This is a genomic window from Pseudoduganella albidiflava, assembly GCF_004322755.1.
Lineage (GTDB): Bacteria > Pseudomonadota > Gammaproteobacteria > Burkholderiales > Burkholderiaceae_D > Rugamonas > Rugamonas albidiflava.
In genome coordinates, this window is record NZ_CP036401.1 from 3,119,599 (window position 1) to 3,143,603 (window position 24,005).

Below are 24,005 nucleotides of genomic sequence, written 5' to 3' on the forward strand. Positions count from 1 at the left end.
TGACCATGTTCCCGAATTTCCGCCTGGCGATGGCCTGGCTGCATACCTGGTTCGGCCTGTTCCTGGGCTTCGTGCTGATGGTCGTGTTCTTCTTTGGCGCGCTCTCGGTGTTCGACCGGGAAATCGACCGCTGGGCGATCCCGGCCACGCGCTTCGAGCCGCAGCCGATGCCGTCGTTCGACAAGCTGCTGCGCCCCGTGTTCGAGGACATGCAGCCGCTCGAGGATGCCCGCGCGGCGATGCGCGGCCAGGTCGACGGTCCGCTGCCCGAGCGCTTCGACACCGTGACGCGCATGGGCGCGTACACCACGCACCGCGATCCCGTGCTGGCCCTGTTCGTCGGCTACGAGGTGCCCAATGCCAGGGAAAAGGACACCGCCATCTTCGCGCTGCGCACGGTCGATCCCCGTACCGGTACCGCGCTGCCGGATGACCGGCTGAAGATCGGCAGCGGCTTCTTCTATCCGCTGCACTACAGCCTGACGTTCGACTGGAAAAACCTGGGCTACTGGATCGTCGGCTTCGCCGCGCTGATGATGCTGGTCGCCCTCGTCACCGGCGTGATCATGCACCGCAAGCTGTTCCGCGAACTGTTCACGTTCCGGCCCAACAAGAGCACCCAGCGCAGCATGCTGGACCTGCACAACCTGACCGGCGTAGTGGCGCTGCCATTCCATTTCTTCTTTGCTTTTACCGGCCTGGTGATCTTCGCCGGCATCTATTTTCCGGTCACCCATACCCAGCTCGCGGCGCTGCACGACAAGCACGAGCAGGTCGAAGCCCGCGAAACCGGGTTGCCGTACGCCCGCGCCGGCGTTGCCGCGCCAATAGCCCCGGTGGATCCGATGGTCGCCGAAGCGCGCCGCCGCTGGGCCGCGAAAGGCATGGCGGGCGATGTCGGCTTCCTCGCCGTGCAGTTCCCCGGCGACGCCAATGGCTATGTATCGATCTACCGTTCCGGTACCGACCGCATCGCGCTGACCGGGGAGGGCATCCATTTCAAGGCGTCCACGGGCGAACTGCTGCGCGAGGATCCGCCGCCGACGCTGGTGGCGCGCGTCAACGAATTCCTCACCGGCCTGCACCTGCAGCACTTCCGCCACTGGCTGCTGCGCTGGCTGTATGTGCTGGGTGGGCTGGCTGGCTGCGCCTGCATCGCAACCGGCTTCCTGTTCTTCGTGGAAAAGCGCAAGCGTCAGCACGCCCGGCAGGGCAGCGCCGGCGCGCGCGTGGTCGATGCGCTGGCGGTCACTACCGTCACCGGCATGCTGATCGCGGCACTCGGCATGCTGATCGCCAACCGCTTGTTGCCGGATGCGATGCCGGCCGGCTGGCCGTGGCGCGGCGCCATGGAAAAGTATGCATTCTGGGGTGTCTGGGCGCTGGCGATGGCGCACGCCGTGTGGCGTACCGCGCCGGTGGCCGCAGGCCGCCTGGCGCCGGCATGGCGCGAACAGTGCCTGGCGATCGGCGTGCTGGGCATCGTGGCGCCGGTACTGAACTGGGTCACCACGGGCGACCACTTGCTGCGTACCGTTGCCACGAGTTACTGGCCGGTGGCGGGTGCCGACCTGTTCATGCTGGCCGGTGCCGGCCTCGCACTGCTGGCGGCACGCCGGTTGCAACGGCGCGCCACCCTGGTCGCACCGGCAAAAGCCGCCACGCTGGAGGCTGGCCATGCGTGATGCCCTGATGTTGCTGGCGGCACTGGCCGCCTGCATGGCCGGCATGGGGTGGTTCGCGCTGTCGCTGGACACGCATTGGGAGCAGGTGAGAGGCAAGGCGCCGCGACCCGCCGCGATGGCCCGCCAGCTGCGCTGGCTCGGTGCGGTGGCACTGGCCATCGCACTGGTGCTGTGCCTGGTCGCCGATTCCGCCTCCATCGCGGTACTCGTGTGGCTGATGGCGATCGCCGCCGCCGCCCTGGCAGTGGCGCTGACGTTGACGTGGCGTGCCCGCGTGCTGGCCGTGCTGGTATTCTGGGCCGGCGCCTAGGCATCGGCGGCGGTCCCCTGCAGGGCCATCGCAGGCCGGCGCTCCACTCCCGCCGGCTGCAGCCGCAGCGTAGTGCCCATCCGGACTAGTGTGCCCGGCCGCGGCGGCGCCAGGTCCGCGCGGCCAGCACGGCCAGGCCGCCCGCCAGCATCGCCCAGGTCGACGGTTCGGGTACCGGCGACAACGGCAGCGGCCCGGAAACCTCGCGCCCGGGCCCCGGGTACTCCAGGCCGGGCACCGGCGGCGGCAGCGCGCCCGGCACCACCCATGGCGGCAGTTCGTCGCCGGCTGCCGGAACGGGCGGATAGTCGGGCGGCGGCGCCAGGGCCAGCGGGGGCTGTGCGGCGGCGGGCGGCGCGGCGGGAAGGCGTGGCGCTCCGCCGGTCGCCCCGGGCCCGCCCGAACCCGACGTCACGATCCTGCGAACGCGGCTGACGTTGCCGCATACTTCAGGAACCAGCACGCAGGTATCGCCCACGCAGTACACCGCGGCCGCCTCGCGGTGCGCCGGGCGCCATTTGGCCCGCGTGACCGTGCGGCACATCCGCCCGGTGCCGAAATGCATGTCGGCGATACGGCTTTCATACTGGTAATGCCCGGCAATCGCGGTGCGGCTGATCTGCACGGTATCGTCCGGAATCCCGGCAGCGATCCTGCGCGCCAGCGTGGCGCGGTCGGCAGGGGAGATGTCGCGATAGTTGGCCAGCGCGGCGGCCGGCGAACCGCGATAGCGGTCGACACCGGGCCGGTCCCATGAACAGACCGGCTGGACGAAAAGGGCGGCCGCGGCGGCGGCCAGCATGTAAGCCATGGCGAGTACTCCACGAAAGCGATCTCATGGATGCACTGTAGGCTGTTTCGCAGACCGGAAACGTGCGTTTCCTAACGCAACGACTATTGCGAAACGTCCACCATGCTTGTCGTCATGGCCATGGTGACTGGATCAGGCGGCCAGTGACGCGCCTGCCAGCGGTGCCAGCCGGGCTGTCGCGCCGGGCACCAGTTGCGGCGCGAAGGTGCGCTTCTCGGCCAGGTGGCTGCCGTGCGATTCGATCATCGAGGTCAGCAGGTCGGCCGCGGCCAGCGCCATATTGTGCATCGGCTGGCGCAGCGTGGTCAGGTTGCAGCTCAGCCAGCCGGTCGGTTCGACGGCGTCGAACCCGGCGACGGACATGGTACCTGGCACGTCAATACCCAGTTCGTGGCGCGCCAGATCGAGGCAGCCGAGCGCCATCACGTCATTGCCGCAGATGACGGCATCCGGCGGATGCCCGAGCCGTTCGATGAGCTCGCGCAGGCCGCGCGCGCCGCTGGCATAGTCGAACTGGCCTGTGACCAGCACGGGTGGCGGCAGGCCCAGTTCCAGCAGCCGGTCGCAGGCGCCGGCGCGGCGCTCGGCGGCAACCGCCGACCCGTCGGGTCCGGCCATGATGCCGAACTGGCGGTGCCCCGCGGCGGCCAGCCGCGTGGCCAGCATGCGCCCGGCCTCGTACTGGTCGCACAGCACGCTGTTGACGGTGCGCCCGCGCAGGTTGCGGTTGAAGACCACCAGCGGCAACCCGCGCCGCTCGAACTCCTGCACCTGTTCATCGCTGAGGGTGGCGGCGATGATCGCGCCATCGACCTGGTACTGCCAGATGTCGCCCAGGATGTGCTCGACCTCGTCTTCGTGCTGGACCGTGAACAGCAGGACCCGCTTGCCCCGGCGGGCCAGTTGCTGGGACAGTTCGGCAAGCGCCTCCGGGTAATACAGGTTGGCGACGTGGCACATGACGACGGCCACCATGTTCGAGCGCCGTGTGATCAGGCTGCGGGCTGCCGCGTTGGGAATGTAGTCGAGTCCGGCGGCCGCCTTCATCACGCGCGCGTAGGTCGTCGGCGAGACGCTGGCGCCCGGCTTGAAGCAACGCGACACGGCCGATTGCGACACGCCAGCCAGGAGCGCCACGTCGTAGGACGTGACGCGCCGGTTTTCACGCACGACCGCGGCCTTGTACTCTGCCGTCCTGGTGGCGGCCACGCTGTCCGCCGGAAGTGGTGTCTTTGTTTTTCTCATCGTCTGGTGTTGGCCCGTGTCGGCACCGTTTCAGTTGAGGATACCGCATGCACTTACCGTATGGCAACAATTACCTCAAGGAAATCGATTACCGTGACGCAACTTCCGTGGACGCTGCGCGTCCTTCAACCGGTGATGACCAGCGTCACGGCGATGACAGCCAGCAGCGCGCCAGTCGCGCCCGCGCGGCGGCGCCAGCCGCTGCGCAGCCGTTCCAGCGCCCGTCCACGCCCCGGTGCCGCATGGCCGATACCCGATGGCCCAGCTGTTCTCACATCCTCGCCCACCTTGTCCCGCACCCGTCGCGTAGCTCTGCTGTAGCCTTCCATCTCGGTCTCCTGTTTTGTCGAATTTCCTAGCGTAACTATCTGGGCGGTGCGGGATTTGATACAGGTCAATCCAACTCTGGTAAAATTTTGCCCCTTTCAGATGAGGTAGCGATGGCAACAGCGTGCGGTGTCGACTTCGGCACGTCCAACTCCACGGTCGGGTGGGTACAACCGGGCCGGCCGGTGATGTTGCCGCTCGAAGACGGCAAGGTCACGCTGCCGTCGGTGGTGTTCTTCAATGCCGACGACGACGAGGTCACGTTCGGCCGCGCCGCGCTGGCCGACTATCTGGCCGGCTATGAGGGGCGCCTGATGCGCTCGCTCAAGAGCCTGCTGGGCACGCCGCTGATGGATGGCCAGACCGAAGTGGCGGGTCGTGCGCTGTCGTTCCGCGAGCTGCTCGGCCAGTTCATCCGCGAATTGAAGCACCGTGGCGAACACGCCGCGGGCCGCCGCTTCGACGCCGCGGTGCTCGGGCGGCCCGTGCATTTCGTCGACGACGATCCGGCCGCCGACCGGCTGGCCGAGGACACGCTGGCCGACATCGCCCGCGCGGCGGGTTTCCGCGACCTGGCATTCCAGTACGAACCGATCGCCGCCGCGTTCGACTACGAGTCCCAGATCGACCGCGAGGAACTGGTGCTGATCGCCGACATCGGCGGCGGTACGTCCGATTTCTCGCTGGTTCGCCTGGCACCCTCGCGGATGGCCAGGATCGACCGCCGCGACGACATCCTCGCCAATGCGGGCGTGCACATCGGCGGTACCGACTTCGACAAGTACCTGAGCCTGGCCGCCGTGATGCCGCAACTGGGCTACGGCAGCGAATTGAAAAACGGCAGTGCGGTACCGTCCAGCTATTACTTCAACCTGGCGACGTGGCACACCATCAACCAGGCCTACACGAGGAAGATGTCGGCCCAGTTGGGCGAACTGGTGCGCGACGCGCGCGAGCCGGAAAAGCTGCGGCGCCTGCAAAACCTGATCGAGGACCGCGCCGGCCACTGGCTGGCCATGCGCGTCGAGGAAACCAAGATCGGATTGTCGGACCAGGCTTCGGTGCGGCTCGAGCTGGACCGGCTGGCGCCCCCGCTGGCGCTGGACGTGGAGCGGGAATGCTTCGTCGCGGCGATCGGTGCGCTGGTCGACACGGTGGGCGGCAGCGTCGACCGGTTGCTGGCCGATGCCGGCGTGCGCAGCGAGCAGGTCGACACGGTATTCTTCACGGGCGGTTCGTCGGGCGTGGCGGCATTGCGCGAACGGATCGGGGCGGCGGTGCCCGCTGCCCGCCGTGTCGAGGGCGACCGGTTCGGCAGCATCGGCGCCGGCCTGGCGCTGGACGCCGTCCGGCAATTCGGCTAAGGAACCCCCATGTTGACGAAACCGATCGTGATGCTGGACTTCGAGACCACCGGGCTGTCGCCGGACATGGGCGACCGCATCACCGAAGTGGCGGCGCTGCGCATCGCCGATGGCGTGATCGTCGAGCGCTATGTATCGCTGGTCAATTGCGGCGTGCGGGTGCCGTCCTTCATCACCAGCCTGACCGGCATCACCCAGCAGATGGTCGACACGGCGCCGCCCGCGCACGAGGTGGTGCCGCGCCTGCTTGACTTCATCGGCGCCGATGCGCTGGCGGCGCACAACGCCAGCTTCGACGAAAAGTTCCTGCGCGCCGAAAGCACCCGCCTGGGCATGGCTCCCATGCATGCCGGTACGGTATGCTCGCTGAAACTGTCGCGCCGCGTTTATCCGCAGCTGTACAGCTACAAGCTCGGCAACCTGGGCAGCCAGCTCGGCATTCCGTTCCGCGGTACCGCCCACCGGGCCGAGGCCGACGCGGAAGTGGCCGCCGAAGTGCTGCTGCACATCGGCCGCCATCTTGCGTCAAGCTATGGCATCGCCGCCGTCGAACCGGCACTGCTGATGTCGGTCAACAAGCTGGCCGCCGCCAAGGTCGCCGCGTTCCTCCGCAAGCAGTCCGCCACAGCGCAGTGACCGGGCAGCCCGGCGCCGTCTAGCGTGCCGCGCCGGGCGGCGCGTCGCGCCGCATCAACCTTTCCCACCGCGTCGCCGACCACGACCAACCGGTCCGCCGATTGAGCCTTCTCAAAAGGTATGCGCAATGGTTTATTAAGCTTTATGCAACAAACCAACGCGCACGATGGGGGAGCAGGCATGAACGACCGTTACCCGAACAAGGACGACCGCTACCCGAACAAGGATGCGGACGTACACGCGTGGTTTCGCGAAGCTTCCGGCAAGGGCGACGCGTACGCGCAGTTCAACCTCGCGCTGATGTACAAGCGCGGCAAGGGCGTCCGGCGCGATGACGATGCCGCCTTCGTCTGGATGCGCCTGTCGGCATTGCAGGGTATCGCCTTCGCCCAGAACCACCTGGGCGCCATGTACTACAACGGCGTGGGCACCCGGCCGGACGATACCGAAGCCGTGTTCTGGTTCCGCATGGCCGCGCGTCAGGGAGATGCCTCGGCACAGCAGAATCTCGGATTGATGTACCGCAAGGGCCGGGGCGTGCCGCGCAGCGATGAGACGGCACTGACCTGGTTTTGCCGCGCGGCAGGGCAGGGCGTGGCCAGCGCCCAGGCGCTGCTCGGCGAAGCCTATGCGCAAGGTCTCGGCACGAAGCGCAATTTCCAGCTGGCGCTGGCGTGGTTCCGCAAGGCGGCATTGCAGGGAGATGCGACGGCGCAGCTGAACCTGGGCCTGATGTACCGGCGCGGCCATGGCGTGCTGCAGAGCGATACCCAGGCGGTGGCCTGGTACCGGCAGGCCGCTGCGCAGGGCATGGCCGCCGCGCAGCGCCACCTGGGCGTCGCGTACGCGGAAGGGCGCGGCGTGGCGGTGGACCTGGAGCGGGCCTGCTCATGGCTGCGCCGCGCCGCCGAGCAGGGCGATGTCGATGCGCAATTCAACCTGGGCGTGATGCTGTCGAACGGCCATGGCGCCCGCAAGGATGAAGCGCTGGCCTTCGACTGGTACTGCCGTGCCGCCAGCGCCGGGCATGCGCTGGCCCAGTACAACCTGGGCGGCATGTACGCGCAGGGCCGCGGCGTGGCGCGCGATCCGGCAGAAGCGCTGGCCTGGTACCGCAAGGCGGCCGAGCAGGGCGCGGCGAATGCCCAGTTCAATGTCGGCGTCATCTATGCGAACGGCCACGGCGTGGCCAAGGATGAAGTCCGCGCCGTGGCCTGGTACCGCCACGCCGCCGAGCAGGGCGACGCAAGCGCGCAGAACAACCTCGGTGTCATGTACGCGAACGGCCACGGCGTGCCACGCGACGATGCCGAGGCGGTGGCCTGGTACCGCAGGGCCGCCGAGCAGGGCCATCCGCTGGCGCAGTACAACCTGGGCGGCATGTACGCCGGCGGCCGCGGTGTCGACCGTGATCCGGTGCTGTCGTACATGTGGATTTCGCTGGCGGCCGAGGCGGGCGATGAAACCGCGTGCAACAATCGCAAGCTGATCGAATGCCGGCTGACGCGCGAGGAAATCGGCTCGGCGGAAATGATGACGCGGCGCTGGCGCGACGCCCACCGCGCCTGACCCTCTGGCCCATCGCCGCGCCGGCCCGGCGCAGCGAAGGCGTCGTGCCGGCATGCAGCCAGCGGCGGCTCAGTGCGCCACTGACTGCCGCCGGTCGAGGAACAGGCTGTTGCCGTGGATTTTCTTGGCCTGCTTCTTGGCTTCCGCCGCGCTGGTGGCGATCTGGTGGTGCGAATGGAATTGCCGCGGTTCCACCCGGATCGCGCCGATCGACAGGCTCATCAGCGGATGGAATACCTTCCGGCCCTGCCGGTCCTCGCCCAGGTAGCCGCCCCGTTCGCGGTCTTCCGCGCTGTAGAACTCCGCTCCGCTGGCGCCGAACTCGGCCAGCATCGCGCGGCAGCGCGCCTCCCAATCCTCGCTCTGGAACAGGATCATGAAATCATCGCCGCCGATGTGGCCGACGAAATCTCGGTCCGGGTCGCTGTGGCGCGCGAGAATGTGGCCCAGCAGGCCGATCACGTCGTCGCCGCGCCGGTAACCGTACACGTCGTTGAACGGCTTGAAGTGATCGAGGTCGCAGTAGCATGCCCAGAAGCGCGTGCCGCTATGCAGCAGCCGGTCGATATGCTCGTTGATGGGCACGTTGCCCGGCAAGCCGGTCAGCGGGTTCGCGTAGCGCGCCGCATGAATCTGCAGCTGCGTGATCTCGCGCATCAGGTCGTGGCCGGTACCCATGCCGAGGTAGCGGCCGCCGTCGGTGATGATGAAACCGTTGAACAGGTGGTGGGCCGCCGAGGCGGCCATCCGGCAGGACAGGTCTTGCAGGCTGGTGCCCTTGTCGGCCACCAGCGGCCTGGCATCCATGAATTGCCGGCACGACTTCCTGCCATACAGTTCGCGTTCGTAGGGGCGGGCGAAATGGTCGATCATCACGAAGCGCGAGATCAGGCCGAGCGGCACGCCGTCGTCCACCACGGGGATGATCATCAGCGCGGGATCGGCTTCGAAGCGCTGGTACACCTCGTTGTTCGTCACCGCCGTCGACACGGCGTCAACATGGTGCAGCAGCTTCACGATGCTCACGGCGGTTTTCTCCACTCCACGCTGCGGATACACGGCCACGCCGCCGCGCGCCAGCGCGCCGAGCACCTCGGCGGGCATCGCGCGGACCGGCTCGGCCTGCGGGCGGCCCAGGTGGTAGCCTTGTGCGAAGGCGACCCCGAGATCGCGCAGCACCATCAGTTCGGCGCCTTGCTCGATGCCCTCGGCGATCACCAGGGTCTGCGACTCTTCCGCGATTTCCTGGATGGAGCGTACGAACTGCAGCTTCACCGGATCCTGGTTGATACCCTGGATGAAATGCATGTCGATCTTGACGTACTCGGGCCGCAGCTCCGACCACAGCCGCAGGCTGGAAAAGCCTTCGCCCAGGTCGTCGATGGCGATTTCAAAGCCGCGCGCACGATAGTGCAAGACTGCCTCGCGCATCCGTTCATAGTCGTAGGTGGGCTGGTTTTCCGTCAGTTCGATGATCACGCGGTCCGGTTGCAGGCCCAGCTGGCGGATGCAGCCGAGGGTTTCGCCCTCGCCGCCACGCCGCGGCAGCAGGCATTCGGGGCTCACGTTGAGGAACAGCTTGCCGGGCAGCGCCAGTTCGGCAAAGCGTTCCAGCACGACGCGGCGGCACAGGTATTCCACTTCCAGCGCCAGACCGTGCTCGCGCGCCGCCGCGAACAGCTTCATCGGCGCGTGCAGCGGGCTGTCCGAGGGACCCCGGATCAAGCCTTCGTAGCCGATGATCTCGCCCGTCTGCGTGCGGATCAACGGCTGGAACAGCGCGGTCAGCCGACGCCGCGCGAGGATGTCGAGCAGGTGCGCGCAGGCTGGATCGCCGGCAGGCGCGCGCAGGTAGCTGACGTTGGCAGGCAGGGTGGCGGAAGCGGATTTCACATGGGTTCACTTAAACAAGTCGCCGGAATGGTATGAATAAATTGTGACGGGCTGATGAAACGGCCGAATAAACTGCGCCGTACGCGGCGGCAGAACCTTTCATATTCGCCATGGTTGGCGATATGATCGAAAAGTCCGCCACGCGGACGCGGACTTCCACATCACAAGGATATTCATGCATCTGAAACGCGCTACCCTCGCTGCCGCCGCTACCGCCGCTGCGGCGCTGCTCGCCGGCACCACCGGCCATGCGCTGGCCCAGGCCTGTGCGCCCGGCACCAGCCAGCAACGCCCGCTGACCTACCCGGTCACCAAGAAAGTCGACCAGCGCGACGATTACCACGGCACCACGGTCGCCGACCCCTATCGCTGGCTGGAAGATGCCAACAGCGCCGAGACCCGCGCCTGGGTCGACGAGCAGAACCGGCTGACGCAAGCCTTCCTCGGCCAGATCCCCGAGCGCGCGGCGATCCGCCAGCGCCTCACGCAACTGTGGAACTTCGAGCGCTATTCGGTGCCGTTCAAGGAAGGCGGACGCTACTTCTACAGCCGCAACGACGGACTCCAGAACCAGGCCGTGCTTTATACGGTGAAAACGCTGGATGAACAGCCGCGCGTGCTGCTCGATCCGAACACGCTGGCCAGCGACGGCACCGTGGCGCTGGCCGGCATCGCCATCAGCCCGCAGGGCAAGTACCTGGCCTACAGCACCGCGGCGTCCGGCTCGGACTGGAACGAGATCCGCGTGCGCGACATCGATACCGGCAAGGACACGCAAGACCATATCAAGTGGGTGAAGTTCTCCAGCACGGCCTGGGCGCACGACGGTTCCGGCTTCTACTACAGCCGCTACGACGAGCCGGCCGAAGGCGCCAAGCTGGCTGGCGTGAACTACTTCCAGAAACTGTACTTCCACAAGCTTGGCACGCCGCAGGAGCGCGACATCCTCGTGTATGACCGCCCGGACCAGAAGGAATGGGGCTTCCAGGCCGAAGTCACCGATGACGGCCGCTACCTCGTCATCAACGCCACCCAGGGCACCGATCCGAAGAACCGCGTGTTCATCAAGGACCTGAAGCAGAAGGACGGCAAGGTCGCCGGCCTGCTCGAGGCGTTCGACGCGTCGTATGCCTTCATCGACAACGACGGCCCGCTGTTCTACTTCGTCACCGACAAGAACGCACCGAAGTCGCGCATTGCCGCGATCGACGTGCGCAACGGCAAGTGGACGGAGATCGTGCCGGAAGCAAAACAGACCCTGAAAGGCGCCAACATCGTCAATGGCCAGCTGGTCGCCGAATACCTCGCCGACGCCTACAGCGCCGTCAAGGTCTTCGACCTGAAGGGCAAGCCGCTGCACGACGTGGCGCTGCCCGGCATCGGCTCGGCCGGCGGCTTCGCGGGCAAGCGCGGCGACACGGAAACGTTCTACGCGTACACCAGCTTCACCACGCCGACCACGATCTACCGCTACGACCTGAAAGCGGGCAAGAGCAGCGTGTATCGCCAGCCGAAGGTGGATTTCGACCCGGACGCGTATGAAACGCGCCAGGAATTCTTCACCAGCAAGGATGGCACGCGCGTGCCGATGTTCATCGTCGCCAGGAAGGGCATCAAGCGCGACGGCAGCAACCCGACCTACCTGTACGGCTACGGCGGCTTCAACGTGCCGCTGACGCCGGCGTTCTCGGTGGCCAACCTGGCATGGGTGGAAATGGGCGGGGTCTACGTGATGGCCAACCTGCGCGGCGGCGGCGAGTACGGCGAGGAATGGCACCAGGCCGGCACCAAGCTGCGCAAGCAGAACGTGTTCGACGATTTCATCGGCGCGGCCGAATGGCTGGTGGCCAACAAGGTGACGTCGCCGGCCAAGCTGGCGATCGGCGGCGGCAGCAACGGCGGCCTGCTGGTGGGCGCGGCGATGACGCAGCGGCCGGACCTGTTCGGCGCGGCACTCCCAGCGGTGGGCGTCATGGACATGCTGCGTTTCCATAAATTCACGATCGGCTGGGCATGGACGTCCGACTATGGTTCGTCCGACAACCCGGAAGAGTTCAAGGCGCTGGTCAAGTACTCGCCGCTGCATAACCTGAAAGCCGGCACCTGCTACCCGGCCACGATGGTCACCACGGCCGACCACGATGACCGCGTCGTGCCGGCGCACAGCTTCAAGTTCGCCGCCGCCGCGCAGGCGGCCCAGGGCGGGCCGGCACCGGTGCTGATCCGTATCGAAACCAAGGCCGGCCACGGCGCCGGCAAGCCGACCTCGAAGCAGATCGAGGAAGTGGCCGATCGCTGGGGTTTCCTGTCGCGCACCCTGGGCATGCAGGCCGCCCCGGTCACGGCAGCGAGCCCGTCGTCCAGCGGCGCAGCGCGGTAAGCAAGCGGACTGGCACGGTTGCCTGGAATACGTGCAGAAATGATGCGGAGGTCGACAAGAAGTCGACTGACAATGTTGATTTGTCAAGCTGATTGACAACGTTGGTTGACAGCACAAGGGGCGCTTCGGCGCCCCTTGTGCTTGAATGGATGGTTCGAGCATCCTGTCTGTCGCCGACAACGGGCGGACCTGGGGGTGACACCCATCAGCACGATGTTGCCGCAAGGCATTCCCTAATCATGCTACCATTCGCATCGAACTTTTCAAGCCCTGGAGCGACCATGAGCCTCACCTCTGGCAGCAACGCCATCGACGCACTCGTTTACAGCAGCTGGAACAGGACGGCGGACACGCCTGTGACGCTGACCTACAGCTTCCTGACGCGCGCGCCCATCGACGCTTCGGCGGATGACCGGACCGGCTTCAAGGCGATGTCATCGGTGCAACAGTCAGCCGTGCGCGAGGCACTGGGCGAGTGGGCATCGGTGGCCAATATTTCGTTTGTCGAGGTAGCGTCGTCGACGGCGCAGCTGCAATTCGGCACGAATACGCAGGGCACCAGTACCAGCGCCTATGCCTACCTGCCGGGGATCGGCATCCCCTCGGTACAGATGTACCTGAACAACAAGCTCTCGTACAATTCCGATTTTTCGGTGGGCAGCTACGGACCGTCGGTCGTGATGCACGAGATCGGCCACATGCTGGGCCTGAAGCATCCGGGCGACTACAACGCGACCGGCTCCGATGTCGACGGCCCGTTCCTGCCGGCTGCTACCGACAACGGCGATTACACGCTGATGTCATACAACGATCCGACCGGCTACGCGATCAACCACAAGTTCCAGACCACGCTGATGATGTACGACATCCAGGCGATCCAGTACCTGTATGGCGCGAACACGCGCTATCACAGCGGGAACGACGAGTACGATTTCAGCAGCGGCACGGCGCCGATGTGCCTGTGGGATGCCGGCGGAACCGACACGCTCGACTTCTCCGCCTGCACGGGAGCCACCGTGATCAACCTGAACGCGGGCGCCTTCAGCGAAACCGCGCGGGGCTTGAACAATGTCTCCATCGCCTATGGCGTGACGATCGAAAACGCGATCGGCGGGGCCGGCGGGACAACGTTCTACGCGAACGGCGCCGGCAACCGGCTGACCGGTGGCGCCGCGGCCGACACGTTCCACCTGGGCGCGGGCAGCGACACCATCACCGGCGCGGGCGGGCAGGACACGGTGGTGTTCGCCAAGAGCTTCGCCAGCTACACCGTGGTCCGCGACGGCAACACGCTGACCGTGACGGGCGAGGGCACCGATCTGCTGTCCGGCATCGAAAGCCTGCGTTTTGCCGACCGCACGCTGGGCATCGACGCGTTCAGCGCGACGACGAGCCAGGTGGGCACCGCCGGCAACGACACCATCACCGCCGTGTCGACCGCCGTGCGCATCGATGGCGCCGCGGGGCTCGACACGGTGCTGTTCGGCGGTGCACGCGGCACGTATGACGTGAACGCCGTTGCCGAAGGCTACAGCGTCACCGCGAAGACATCCGGCGTCACCGATGTGCTGGTCAACGTGGAACGCCTGCAATTTGCCGACGGGAACATTGCCCTGGACGTCGGCGGCACCGCCGGCCAGCTCTACCGGCTGTACGCCGCCGCGTTCGACCGCACGCCGGACGAATCGGGCATCGGCTTCTGGCTCAAGGCCATGGATGGCGGCGCGCAGTTGTCCGGTATCGCCGAGCATTTCGCCAACAGCCCGGAGTTCCTGCAGCGCTATGGCGCGCTCGACAACGCAGGCTACCTGACGCAGCTGTACGCGAACGTGCTCGACCGTCAATTCGACCAGGAGGGCTTCAATTTCTGGCTGGGCGCACTGGAGGGCGGCGTGCCCCGCGGCGACATCCTGACGGGGTTCTCGGAATCGACCGAATTCCGTGCCACGCTGGCCGGCGGCATCAGCGACGGCGTGGACTACCTGCCATTCGGCGGCTGATCGGCCGGAGCGCAGCCGATTTCCCAGTCCGGCGCCAGACCCGGGCGCCGGTTCCTTCATCCTGCGCCAGACCAGGGCGCCGGTTCCTCCATTCAGCGCCTGCTCAGTGCGCCGACGCCATTTCCAGTGGCAGGCTGATGCGGTTTCTGCCCATGTGCTTGGCGCGGTACAACGCCGCGTCGGCCTCGGCCAGCAATTGCACCGGCTCGTACTCGGGCGCCGGCAGCGCCGTCGCGGCGCCGATGCTGATGGTGACGCATTGCCCGGCTGCCCCCAGGTTCGGCAGGTGCAGTTGCTCGACGCGGCAGCGCATGCGCTCGGCCACGATGGCGGCGCCCTTCAGCGACTGGTTCGGCAGGATCACGGCGAATTCCTCCCCGCCGTAGCGCGCCACCAGGTCGTTCGCGCGCATTTCCTTGGCCACCGCGCCGGCAACCCGCCGCAGGCAGTCGTCGCCGCCCACGTGGCCATACGCATCGTTGTACTGCTTGAAATTGTCCACGTCGACCATCAGCAGCGACAGCGGCTGCTGCTGGCGCAGCGCGCGCTGCCACTCGGCATGCAGCGTATCGTCGAAGCAGCGGCGGTTCGCCAGCCCGGTCAGCGCGTCGCGCGTGGCCAGCTGTTCGAGCGCAATCTGGGCCTGTTTTTCCTCGGTCATGTCGCGCAGCGTCTGCACCACGGCGGCCAGGCCGCCGAGCTCGTTGCAAATGGGGCTGACGTCGACCGCCAGGTAGCGGCGCCGGCCGCCGCGCGGCATGTCGCACCACCCTTCGGCGCTCAGGTGGCCCGGTTCCTCGCAGGGCTGGGCATGGGCGTCGTACAGCGCCGGCGCCTCGTGGGTGCGCTGCTGGACCACCAGGTCGGCCAGTGTCGGATGCGGAGTACGGTGGAAACAGCGCCACGTATCGGTGGTGCCGAGCACGTCGCTGGCCGGTACGCCGGTCAGCCGCTCGCATGCACGGTTCCACGCGACGGCCCGGCCGCGCGCATCGAGCACGAATGCGGGAATGGCCAGCAGCTCGAGCAGCCTGAACGCATCGCCGTCGGGCTGGCCGGAGCGGGATCCATCGATCAGGTGGTGCACTCTTTGCGCGTTACTTATTTTCTGCGAGTTCATCATTGGCGGGCCCGGATAGTCGATCGCGTTGGACGGCGTTATCTTATTGCTCCGTTATTTCAGCATTTGTTGTGCTGAATCTTGATTGTGCATTGCGGTATCGGGCCGACGTTTGATTGGGAACAAATGTGCGGTAAGCGGGCTGGGCGGAATGGCCGAAGACGAGACCCGGTCGAAAAGCGGGCGGAATACCGGCCCCGGCTAGTCCCCGCCAGGCGACCCTGCTGCCACTATCGCATCACCAGCCGTCAGCGGCCCGGCCCCGGCCGCTGTACCCCGCACAGCTGACGTTACTTGCAGGTAACTATCAATGGCCACCACCGCCGGCCGCCGCGCTTTGGCATATAATCGAGGGTTCGCCATCCGGCCAAGCCCCGCCAATCCGGCCGGCCCGGCCGGTCCACCAGGATTCATCGTGACTTACAGTATCAAAGAGATTTTCTATACGCTGCAGGGCGAGGGCGCCCACGCCGGACGCCCGGCGGTGTTTTGCCGCTTTGCCGGCTGCAACTTGTGGACCGGCCGCGAAAGCGACCGCGCCAGCGCCACCTGCCAGTTCTGCGACACGGACTTCGTCGGCACGGACGGCGAGCGGGGCGGCAAGTTCGCCACGCCGCAGGCACTGGCCGAGGTGATCGACAGCCTGTGGCCGGACACCTATCCCGCCAGCAAGTACGTCGTCTTTACCGGCGGCGAACCGCTGCTGCAACTCGATGGGCCGCTGATCGATGCCATGCATGCGGCCGGCTTCACGATCGCCATCGAAACCAACGGCACGGTTGCCGTCCCGCCCGGCATCGACTGGGTCTGCGTCAGCCCTAAAGTGGGCGCGCAGCTCGTCGTTGCGAAAGGCAACGAACTGAAGGTGGTGATCCCGCAAGCCAACCAGGACTTGCGCGACTACGAGCACCTGGACTTCGACAACTTCTTCGTGCAGCCGATGGATGGCCCGCTGGCGGCCTTCAACACCACGCTGGCGATCGAAACATGCAAGCGGCATCCGAAATGGAAGCTGTCGCTGCAGACCCACAAACTCCTGAACATTCCCTGAACTGCTCCTCCCATGTTGACCATTACCCGCAAGCTGGAATTCGATGCCGGCCACCGCATTCCCGACCACAAGAGCCAGTGCCGCAACCTGCACGGGCACCGCTACACGCTGGAGATCACGCTGACCGGCGAAGTGATCGCGGCCGAAGGCAATTCCGACAACGGCATGATCATGGACTTTTCCGACGTCAAGGCGCTGGCCAAGGAGCACCTGGTCGACGTCTGGGACCATGCTTTCCTGGTCTACGAGAAGGATAGCGCCGTGAAGGAATTCCTGGCGTCGCTGCCGGGCCACAAGACCGTCGTCATCGACCGCATCCCCACCGTGGAAAACCTGGCCGCCGTGGCCTTCGGCATCCTGAAGGCGGCCTACAAGGACCGCTACGGCACCGGCCTGAAGCTGCACAAGCTGGTGCTGCACGAGACCCCGAACTGCTGGGCCGAGATCACCGATGCCTGAGGCAGGGGCGGGCGACGGCTGCACCGCCGACAGCGGCGGGCAATCGTTCATGCGCGAAGCGCTGGCCGAGGCGCAGCGCGCCTGGGACCTGGGCGAAGTCCCGGTCGGCGCGGTCGTCGTCAAGGACGGCGTCGTCATCGCGCGCGGCTTCAACCAGCCGATCACCGGCCATGATCCCACCGCGCACGCGGAAATCGTCGCCATGCGCGCCGCCGCCCGGGTCCTGGGCAACTACCGGCTGCCCGGCTGCGAACTGTACGTGACGCTGGAGCCCTGCGTGATGTGTTCCGGCGCGATGATGCATGCGCGGCTGGCGAAGGTGGTGTATGGCGCGCGCGACCCGAAGACCGGCGCGGCCGGTTCCGTCGTCGACCTGTTCGCGTCGGAACAGCTGAACCACCATACGGCGGCCGTCGGCGGAGTCCTCGACGAGGAATGCGGCAACCTGCTGAAGGCCTTCTTTGCCAGCCGCCGCGCCGCAGCCCGCGCCGCGCGGGTGGCAAGCCAGAATGAGGCCGAGCGGGCGGCGATCGTCGACGCGCGTCTTGCTGGGGGCGGCACCGGCGAGTAAGATGGCCCCGCCTCTTATTCGCGGGATCCATCTTGAACCAAATCGCTATCGCCATCGTCGCCCCGAGCGGCAGTGCGCTGGACGATGACGCGCTGGCGCGCGGCATTGCCCGGCTCGAGCAGCAGGGCTGCACCGTCCATAACTATTACCAGCCGGCGGACAAGTATCAGCGCTTCGGCGGCACCGATGCCGGCCGGCTGGGGCAGCTGGAAGCGGCTGCCCGCGATCCGGACGTGCAGGTGGTCATGGCGCTGCGCGGCTCGTACGGGCTCTCGCGCATCCTGCCCCGTATCGATTTCCGCGCCATGGCCGACAGTGGCAAGCTGTTCGTCGGCTACAGCGATTTCACGGCATTCCACATGGGCCTGATGGCCGCCACCGGCCGAAAGAGCTTCGCCGGCCCGATGGTGTGCGCCGATCTCATCCGTGACGAACCGGTGGCGTACACGCTGGACCAGTTCAGCGCATGCCTGCGCGGCCCCACCCACGCCGTGCGCGGCAGCGCCACCGGCAACCCGGCCGTCGATGTCGAAGGTCGCCTGTGGGGCGGCAACCTGGCCATGCTGAACCACCTGCTCGGCACGCCATATTTCGCGCCCATCGCGGGCGGCATCGTGTTCATCGAAGACATCAACGAGCATCCGTACCGCGTCGAGCGGATGGTGCTGCAGCTGCTGTACGCGGGCGCGCTGGATGGCCAGCGTGCGCTGGTGCTGGGCGATTTTTCCGGTTACCGGCTGGCGCCCTTCGACAACGGCTACGACTTCGACGCCATGCTGGCCTACCTGCGCGCAACGCTGCCGATCCCCGTGCTCACCGGGCTGCCGTTCGGGCATGTGAAGCACCACTGCACGCTGCCGTACGGCGGCCTGGCGCGCCTGACATCGGATGCCGAGGGCTTCGATCTCACCGTCGGCGACTACCCGACGCTGGCCCAGCCGTACCTGTGACAGCCGGCGCCGCCTGCCCCGTGCCAGGCCGGCAATGGAAATGATAAAATGCGCGGTTCATCGAAATACATCTACGCAAGGGCTCATCAGTGCTATCCACCGCAAACATCACCATGCAATTCGGCGCCAAGCCGCTGTTCGAGAATATCTCCGTCAAGTTCGGCGACGGCAACCGCTACGGCCTGATCGGCGCCAACGGCTGCGGCAAGTCCACCTTCATGAAGATCCTCGGCGGCGACCTGGAGCCGTCGGCCGGCAACGTCATGCTCGATGTGAATGAACGCCTGGGCAAGCTGCGCCAGGACCAGTTCGCGTACGAGGAAATGCGCGTGCTGGACGTGGTCATGATGGGCCACACCGAGATGTGGGCCGCGATGCAGGAACGCGACGCGATCTATGCCAATCCGGAAGCCACCGACGACGACTACATGAAGGCCGCCGACCTGGAAGGCAAGGTCGCCGAATACGACGGCTACACGGCCGAAGCGCGCGCCGGCGAACTGCTGCTGGGCGCCGGTGTCGAGATCGAGCTGCACCAGGGGCCGATGAGCGCCGTGGCGCCGGGCTGGAAGCTGCGCGTGCTGCTGGCGCAGGCGCTGTTCTCGAACCCGGATATCCTGCTGCTCGACGAACCGACCAACAACCTGGACATCAACACCATCCGCTGGCTCGAGGATGTGCTGAACCAGCGCAACTCGACGATGATCATCATCTCGCACGATCGCCACTTCCTGAACCAGGTGTGCACGCACGTGGCCGACATGGATTACGGCACGCTGAAGATCTACCCGGGCAACTACGACGACTACATGCTCGCTTCCACGCAGGCGCGCAACCAGCAGCTGGCCAACAACGCCAAGGCCAAGGAAAAGGTCGCCGAACTGCAGGACTTCGTGCGCCGCTTCTCGGCCAACAAGTCGAAGGCGCGCCAGGCCACGTCGCGCGCCAAGATGATCGACAAGATCAAGGTGGAAGATATCAAGCCTTCCTCGCGCGCCTATCCGTTCGTGCGTTTCGAGGGCGAGAAGAAGCTGCACCGCCTGGCCGTGGAAGTCGAGAACATCTCGAAAACCTACGACAAGACCCTGTTCAAGAACTTCTCGATCATGGTCGAGGCGGGCGAGCGCATCGCCATCATCGGCGCGAACGGCGCCGGCAAGACCACGATGCTGCGCTGTATCGCCGGCGAACTGGCCAGCCTGCAGCCCGACACCGGTTTCGTGAAATGGGCCGAGAACGCCAATGTCGGCTACATGCCGCAGGATCCGACCGAGGAATTCGCCACCGACGCCAACCTGACCGACTGGATGGGCCGCTGGACGAAAGAGGGCGATGACGACCAGGCCGTGCGCTCCATCCTCGGCCGCCTGCTGTTCGGCGGCGACGAAGTGAAGAAATCCGTGCGCGTGCTGTCCGGCGGGGAAAAGGGCCGCATGATGTACGGCAAGCTGATGCTGGGCCGCCACAACGTGCTGCTGCTCGATGAGCCGACCAACCACATGGACATGGAATCGATCGAATCGCTGAACATCGCGCTCGACAAGTACGCCGGCACCCTGATTTTCGTGTCGCACGACCGTGAATTCGTGTCGTCGCTGGCCAACCGCGTCATCGAGATCAAGGAAAACGAAGTGGTCGACTTCCGCGGCAACTACGAAGAATACCTGACCAGCCAAGGCATCAGCTGAGGGGACCTCGATAAAGCTATTGCGCGACGCCATACGCTGGTCTCCGGTACTCACCGTACTAAAGTACGGTTCCGTTCCTCAACCAGGTATGACGCCGCTCATTACGCTTTCTCGAGGCCCCGAACTGTTGAGGATAATTTGCGAGACACTCTAGTGATGAATACCGTAGCTATTCCTGTAAAGACCGTCGAATACGAAAAGCCGCTGCTGGAGCAGAACGAACAGGGCGGCAGCTGCGTGGCCCATGCGTGGGCGCGCACGCCGGCACCCGTGCCGGCGGACGAGAAGATCCTGCTGAAGGAGCGCATCCGCACGCTGCTGCGCGAGCGCAATGCCGTGCTGGTGGCCCACTACTACGTCGATGCCGACCTGCAGGACCTGGCCGAGGAGACCGGCGGTTGCGTGTCCGATTCGCTGGAAATGGCGCGCTTCGGCCGCGACCATCCGGCGCAGACGCTGGTGGTGGCCGGCGTGAAATTCATGGGCGAGACGGCGAAGATCCTGTCGCCTGAAAAAACCATCCTGATGCCGGACCTGGACGCGACCTGCTCGCTGGACCTGGGCTGCGATCCGGACGAATTCGCCGCGTTCTGCGACCAGCATCCGGACCGCACCGTGGTCGTGTATGCCAATACCAGCGCCGCCGTGAAAGCGCGCGCCGACTGGATGGTGACCTCGTCGATCGGGCTGGACATCGTCCAGCACCTGCACGAGCAGGGCAAGAAGATCCTGTGGGCGCCGGATAAACACCTGGGTTCGTACATCCAGAAGCAGACCGGCGCGGACATGCTGCTGTGGCAGGGTTCCTGCCTGGTGCACGACGAGTTCAAGGGCGTCGAACTGAACTTGCTGAAGGCCGAGCATCCGGACGCGAAAGTGCTGGTGCACCCGGAATCGCCAGCCAACGTGGTCGACCAGGCCGACGTGATCGGGTCCACGTCGCAGCTGATCGCGGCCGCCGTCAGCCTGCCGGCTACCAAGTTCATCGTCGCCACCGACAACGGCATCCTGCACAAGATGCGCCTGGCCGCGCCCACCAAGACCTTCATCGAAGCGCCGACCGCCGGCAACAGCGCCACGTGCAAGAGCTGCGCGCACTGCCCGTGGATGGCCATGAACGGCTTGCGCAACCTGGCCGACGTGCTGGAAAACCTGTCCAACGAAATTCACGTCGATCCGGCCGTGGGCGAGCAGGCCAAGGTATCGATCAACCGCATGCTCGATTTTGCCGCGGCGAAGAAGGCCAGGGTGGCGCCGGGCGCCGACCTCGCACAAGAAGCCAAACTGTTTTCGGGAATCGGACCTGCATGAGTATTTCATTATGAGCACATTGGTAAATCGTTTCGCGCCGTTCGACGCGGCGCTGACCCGCGCCTTCGAGGGCAACCTGCTGGCCGCGCTGCTGGAAGATGTGGGCACCGGCGACCTGACCGGCAAGCTGGTCCCCGAGGCCAGCCGCGCCGTGGCCCGCGTGATCGTCCGCGAGGATGCCGTGCTGTGCGGCGCCCCCTGGTTCGAAGGCATCATGCATGCGCTGGATTCGGCGATCGGCATCGAGTGGCATTACGCCGAGGGTGAGTCGATGAAGGCCGATTCCCCGGTCTGCACGCTGGTCGGCCCATCGCGCGCGCTCCTCACCGCCGAGCGGTCGGCGCTGAACTTCCTGCAACTGCTGTCGGGTGTCGCCACGGCCACGCGCCGCTATGTCGATGCGATCGCCGGCACGCACGCCGCCATCCTCGATACCCGCAAGACCCTGCCGGGCCTGCGCCTGGCGCAGAAATACGCGGTGCGCGTCGGCGGCGGCCAGAACCAGCGCCTGGCCCTGTACGACGGCATCCTGATCAAGGAAAACCATATCGCGGCGGCGGGCGGCATCACCGCCGCGCTGGTGGCCGCGAAGAACGCGGGCGGCAACGTGTCGATCCAGGTCGAAGTGGAAAATCTCGTCGAGCTGGAAGAGGCGCTCACCGCCGGCGCCACCTCGATCCTGCTGGATAACTTCGATCTCGCCATGATGCGCGAAGCGGTGCAGGTCAACCGCGGCCGCGCCTTGCTGGAAGCGTCCGGCGGCGTGAACTTCGACACGGTCCGCGCAATCGCCGAGACGGGCGTGCACCGCATCTCGATCGGCGCGCTCACCAAGGATGTCAGGGCCACCGATTATTCGCTGCGCATCGTCGGCGATGCCGCGGGCTGAGCATGTCGAAATCTGAAAGGACGTGAATGAGCCGGTTCTGGAGTGACGTCGTCCGTCGACTGACCCCGTATACGCCGGGTGAACAGGTGCACATGCCTGGCCTGGTCAAACTCAATGCCAACGAAAACCCGTATGGCCCTTCGCCGCTGGCGCTGGCCGCCATACGGGAAGCGGCCGGCGATGGCTTGCGCACTTATCCCGACGTGAACGGCACGGCGCTGAAGGATGCGCTGGCGGCCAGCCACGGGCTGCGGCGCGAGCAGGTCTTCATCGGCAACAGCTCCGACGAAGTGCTGGCCCATGTATTCCAGGGGCTGCTCAAGCACGAGTTGCCGCTGCTGTCGCCGGACATCAGCTACAGCTTCTATCCGACCTACTGCAAGCTGTATGGCATCGCCCAGCGCACCGTGCCGTTGAACGAGCGCTTCGAGATCGACGTGGCGGACTACGACCAGCCTTGCGGCGCCGTCATCCTGGCGAACCCGAATGCGCCGACCGGCCATGCGCTGCCGCTGGCCGATATCGAACGGCTGCTGGCCATGCATCCGGACCGGGTGGTGGTGGTCGACGAAGCCTACGTGGACTTCGGCGCCGAAAGCGCGGCCACGCTGATCGACCGCTACGACAACTTGCTGGTGGTGCAGACGTTCTCGAAATCGCGCTCGCTGGCCGGCCTGCGGGTCGGCTTCGCGCTGGGCCACGCCGACCTGGTCGCGGGGCTGGAGCGGGTGAAAAACAGTTTCAACTGCTATCCGCTCAGCCAGATCGCCCTGGCCGGCGCCGTGGCCGCCGTCGAGGATACGGCCTATTTCGAGCAGACGCGCGCCGCCATCATCGCGACCCGTGAGCGCCTGACGGGCGACCTGCGGGCGCTTGGGTTCGATGTCGTGCCATCGCACACAAATTTCGTGTTTGCACGGCATCCGCGCCATGACGCGATGGCGTTGCTCACCGCGCTGCGCGAGCGGGCCATCCTGGTGCGCCATTTCCGGCAACCCCGCATCGAGCAATTCCTGCGCATCTCGATCGGCACCGACGCCGAGTGCGACAAGCTGGTTGCCGCGCTGCGCGAGCTGGTGGCCTGACCCGCTTCAGACCAGGAGCAGGCGCATGGCTTGCTCCTGCAGTCCATCCCGGTTCGCCATCGGGACGGGCGCTCCCGTTTCGTTGAAACCCATCCGCTTGTACAGGCGCACCGCCGGCGTATCGCCCGTGGTGACCTCGAGCGCCACCGCCGCGGCGCCCCGTTCGCGTGCCCAGCCGATCGCCCGCGCCAGCAGCGCCTGTGCAATGCCGCGCCCGCGGTGCTCCGGCGCCACCCACACCTGGTACAGCGTGGCCGTATCACCCTCGATATTCACCCACGCCAGCCCGGCCGGCTGCTTGCCCACCTCGGCCAGCAGCGGCAGGTGCCGCGCCGACGCCACTGTCTGCGCCAGCAAGGCCTGCCACGTCTCGTCCGCGCGCGCCTGCGCATCGGCCAATGTCGCCGCGAACGCATCCGGCGAATCGGCCAGCGCCCGCAGGCGGAGCGCCCGCCACGCCGGCCACTCGGCGGCCGTGAAGGGGCGGATCGTGAAGGAGGGTTCAGTCATGGGCTTTGATTGTCGAGTTCACGGAAACCCATTGTAGCGGCCGGGTCACAGCTGTGGCCAAAAAATCGGGGACTGTCGCTCATGTTATTAAGTTAAGCGCTATCCGACACATTGGGAGTGCATGCATTCACCCCAACAGCGAAGGGCTGGG

21 protein-coding genes are annotated in these 24,005 nt (G+C 66.2%); 15 read left to right on the plus strand and 6 right to left on the minus strand.

Translation table 11 applies throughout. From position 1 onward, the window contains the following. Positions 1–5: 5 nt before the first annotated feature. Together EYF70_RS12925 and EYF70_RS12930 are read left to right on the plus strand one after the other, a co-directional pair. Complete coding sequence (locus EYF70_RS12925; protein ID WP_131145765.1) at positions 6–1,685, plus strand: PepSY-associated TM helix domain-containing protein; 1,680 nt, start codon at positions 6–8, stop codon at positions 1,683–1,685. Further along, the gene (locus EYF70_RS12930) at positions 1,678–1,995 is read left to right on the plus strand and encodes a DUF3325 family protein (RefSeq protein ID WP_131145766.1); all 318 of its coding nucleotides are present in this window, start codon (positions 1,678–1,680) and stop codon (positions 1,993–1,995) included. Before EYF70_RS12925 ends, EYF70_RS12930 begins: the two co-directional genes overlap by 8 nt. A gap of 85 nt (positions 1,996–2,080) precedes the next feature. On the opposite strand, the gene EYF70_RS12935 is transcribed toward EYF70_RS12930, so the two are convergent. The 3 genes from EYF70_RS12935 to EYF70_RS31075 form a co-directional block, all read right to left on the minus strand. Further along, a complete protein-coding gene (locus EYF70_RS12935; RefSeq protein ID WP_131145767.1) occupies positions 2,081–2,806 on the minus strand; it encodes an MHFG family PEP-CTERM protein in 726 nt (241 codons plus the stop codon). 132 nt (positions 2,807–2,938) lie between these two features. Next, complete coding sequence (locus EYF70_RS12940; protein ID WP_229420845.1) at positions 2,939–4,015, minus strand: LacI family DNA-binding transcriptional regulator; 1,077 nt, start codon at positions 4,013–4,015, stop codon at positions 2,939–2,941. A 161-nt stretch (positions 4,016–4,176) separates the two neighbouring features. After that, complete coding sequence (locus EYF70_RS31075) at positions 4,177–4,326, minus strand: hypothetical protein (protein WP_165497654.1); 150 nt, start codon at positions 4,324–4,326, stop codon at positions 4,177–4,179. 165 nt (positions 4,327–4,491) lie between these two features. On the opposite strand from EYF70_RS31075, the gene EYF70_RS12945 reads away from it, so the two are divergent. From EYF70_RS12945 to EYF70_RS12955, 3 genes are all read left to right on the plus strand, one after another. Continuing rightward, positions 4,492–5,742, plus strand: coding sequence for an Hsp70 family protein (locus EYF70_RS12945; protein WP_131145769.1), 1,251 nt, complete (start codon positions 4,492–4,494; stop codon positions 5,740–5,742). A gap of 9 nt (positions 5,743–5,751) precedes the next feature. Beyond that, positions 5,752–6,378, plus strand: a complete 627-nt coding sequence (locus EYF70_RS12950) for a 3'-5' exonuclease (protein ID WP_131145770.1) — start codon at positions 5,752–5,754, stop codon at positions 6,376–6,378. Positions 6,379–6,558: 180 nt separating this feature from the next. Continuing rightward, the gene (locus EYF70_RS12955; protein WP_131145771.1) at positions 6,559–7,947 is read left to right on the plus strand and encodes a tetratricopeptide repeat protein; all 1,389 of its coding nucleotides are present in this window, start codon (positions 6,559–6,561) and stop codon (positions 7,945–7,947) included. Positions 7,948–8,016: 69 nt separating this feature from the next. On the opposite strand, the gene EYF70_RS12960 is transcribed toward EYF70_RS12955, so the two are convergent. Next, positions 8,017–9,840, minus strand: coding sequence for a GGDEF domain-containing protein (locus EYF70_RS12960; RefSeq protein WP_131145772.1), 1,824 nt, complete (start codon positions 9,838–9,840; stop codon positions 8,017–8,019). Positions 9,841–10,015: 175 nt separating this feature from the next. On the opposite strand from EYF70_RS12960, the gene EYF70_RS12965 reads away from it, so the two are divergent. Together EYF70_RS12965 and EYF70_RS12970 are read left to right on the plus strand one after the other, a co-directional pair. Beyond that, the gene (locus EYF70_RS12965) at positions 10,016–12,220 is read left to right on the plus strand and encodes a prolyl oligopeptidase family serine peptidase (RefSeq protein ID WP_131145773.1); all 2,205 of its coding nucleotides are present in this window, start codon (positions 10,016–10,018) and stop codon (positions 12,218–12,220) included. A gap of 281 nt (positions 12,221–12,501) precedes the next feature. Then, on the plus strand, positions 12,502–14,220 hold the full coding sequence (locus EYF70_RS12970; RefSeq protein ID WP_131145774.1) for a DUF4214 domain-containing protein: 1,719 nt from the start codon (positions 12,502–12,504) through the stop codon (positions 14,218–14,220). Between the two features lie 103 nt (positions 14,221–14,323). Here EYF70_RS12970 and EYF70_RS12975 read toward each other — a convergent pair whose 3' ends face one another. Then, positions 14,324–15,307, minus strand: a complete 984-nt coding sequence (locus EYF70_RS12975; protein ID WP_229420846.1) for a sensor domain-containing diguanylate cyclase — start codon at positions 15,305–15,307, stop codon at positions 14,324–14,326. Between the two features lie 448 nt (positions 15,308–15,755). Here EYF70_RS12975 and queE point away from each other — a divergent pair, with 448 nt between their 5' ends. The 8 genes from queE to hisC all read left to right on the plus strand — a co-directional run bounded on the left by queE (position 15,756) and on the right by hisC (position 23,344). Continuing rightward, positions 15,756–16,391, plus strand: coding sequence for a 7-carboxy-7-deazaguanine synthase (queE, locus tag EYF70_RS12980; protein WP_131145776.1), 636 nt, complete (start codon positions 15,756–15,758; stop codon positions 16,389–16,391). A 12-nt stretch (positions 16,392–16,403) separates the two neighbouring features. Beyond that, entirely contained in the window at positions 16,404–16,850 is a 447-nt protein-coding gene (gene queD / locus EYF70_RS12985; protein WP_131145777.1) for a 6-carboxytetrahydropterin synthase QueD, read from the plus strand. After that, the gene (gene tadA, locus EYF70_RS12990) at positions 16,843–17,421 is read left to right on the plus strand and encodes a tRNA adenosine(34) deaminase TadA (RefSeq protein WP_165497655.1); all 579 of its coding nucleotides are present in this window, start codon (positions 16,843–16,845) and stop codon (positions 17,419–17,421) included. The genes queD and tadA overlap by 8 nt, the downstream gene beginning before the upstream one ends. A gap of 32 nt (positions 17,422–17,453) precedes the next feature. Then, positions 17,454–18,371, plus strand: a complete 918-nt coding sequence (gene ldcA / locus EYF70_RS12995) for a muramoyltetrapeptide carboxypeptidase (protein WP_229420847.1) — start codon at positions 17,454–17,456, stop codon at positions 18,369–18,371. 89 nt (positions 18,372–18,460) lie between these two features. Next, entirely contained in the window at positions 18,461–20,059 is a 1,599-nt protein-coding gene (locus tag EYF70_RS13000) for an ABC-F family ATPase (protein ID WP_131145779.1), read from the plus strand. 156 nt (positions 20,060–20,215) lie between these two features. Beyond that, entirely contained in the window at positions 20,216–21,370 is a 1,155-nt protein-coding gene (gene nadA, locus EYF70_RS13005; protein ID WP_131145780.1) for a quinolinate synthase NadA, read from the plus strand. Between the two features lie 10 nt (positions 21,371–21,380). Beyond that, complete coding sequence (nadC, locus tag EYF70_RS13010) at positions 21,381–22,259, plus strand: carboxylating nicotinate-nucleotide diphosphorylase (RefSeq protein WP_131145781.1); 879 nt, start codon at positions 21,381–21,383, stop codon at positions 22,257–22,259. A gap of 26 nt (positions 22,260–22,285) precedes the next feature. After that, positions 22,286–23,344, plus strand: coding sequence for a histidinol-phosphate transaminase (gene hisC, locus EYF70_RS13015; protein WP_131145782.1), 1,059 nt, complete (start codon positions 22,286–22,288; stop codon positions 23,342–23,344). A gap of 6 nt (positions 23,345–23,350) precedes the next feature. On the opposite strand, the gene EYF70_RS13020 is transcribed toward hisC, so the two are convergent. Then, positions 23,351–23,854 (minus strand): GNAT family N-acetyltransferase, encoded by a 504-nt coding sequence (locus EYF70_RS13020; RefSeq protein WP_131145783.1) that lies wholly within the window; start codon positions 23,852–23,854, stop codon positions 23,351–23,353. Positions 23,855–24,005 lie beyond the last annotated feature (151 nt).

Excerpts from the sequence above, each read along its gene's own strand:
- EYF70_RS12925 (WP_131145765.1), top strand. The coding sequence starts at position 6 with ATGTTCCCGAATTTCCGCCTGGCGATGGCCTGGCTGCATACCTGGTTC.
- EYF70_RS12930 (WP_131145766.1), top strand. The coding sequence starts at position 1,678 with ATGCGTGATGCCCTGATGTTGCTGGCGGCACTGGCCGCCTGCATGGCC.
- EYF70_RS12935 (WP_131145767.1), bottom strand. The coding sequence starts at position 2,806 with ATGGCTTACATGCTGGCCGCCGCCGCGGCCGCCCTTTTCGTCCAGCCG.
- EYF70_RS12945 (WP_131145769.1), top strand. The coding sequence starts at position 4,492 with ATGGCAACAGCGTGCGGTGTCGACTTCGGCACGTCCAACTCCACGGTC.
- EYF70_RS12950 (WP_131145770.1), top strand. The coding sequence starts at position 5,752 with ATGTTGACGAAACCGATCGTGATGCTGGACTTCGAGACCACCGGGCTG.
- EYF70_RS12955 (WP_131145771.1), top strand. The coding sequence starts at position 6,559 with ATGAACGACCGTTACCCGAACAAGGACGACCGCTACCCGAACAAGGAT.
- EYF70_RS12965 (WP_131145773.1), top strand. The coding sequence starts at position 10,016 with ATGCATCTGAAACGCGCTACCCTCGCTGCCGCCGCTACCGCCGCTGCG.
- EYF70_RS12970 (WP_131145774.1), top strand. The coding sequence starts at position 12,502 with ATGAGCCTCACCTCTGGCAGCAACGCCATCGACGCACTCGTTTACAGC.
- queD (WP_131145777.1), top strand. The coding sequence starts at position 16,404 with ATGTTGACCATTACCCGCAAGCTGGAATTCGATGCCGGCCACCGCATT.
- tadA (WP_165497655.1), top strand. The coding sequence starts at position 16,843 with ATGCCTGAGGCAGGGGCGGGCGACGGCTGCACCGCCGACAGCGGCGGG.
- nadA (WP_131145780.1), top strand. The coding sequence starts at position 20,216 with ATGAATACCGTAGCTATTCCTGTAAAGACCGTCGAATACGAAAAGCCG.
- nadC (WP_131145781.1), top strand. The coding sequence starts at position 21,381 with ATGAGCACATTGGTAAATCGTTTCGCGCCGTTCGACGCGGCGCTGACC.
- hisC (WP_131145782.1), top strand. The coding sequence starts at position 22,286 with ATGAGCCGGTTCTGGAGTGACGTCGTCCGTCGACTGACCCCGTATACG.
- EYF70_RS13020 (WP_131145783.1), bottom strand. The coding sequence starts at position 23,854 with ATGACTGAACCCTCCTTCACGATCCGCCCCTTCACGGCCGCCGAGTGG.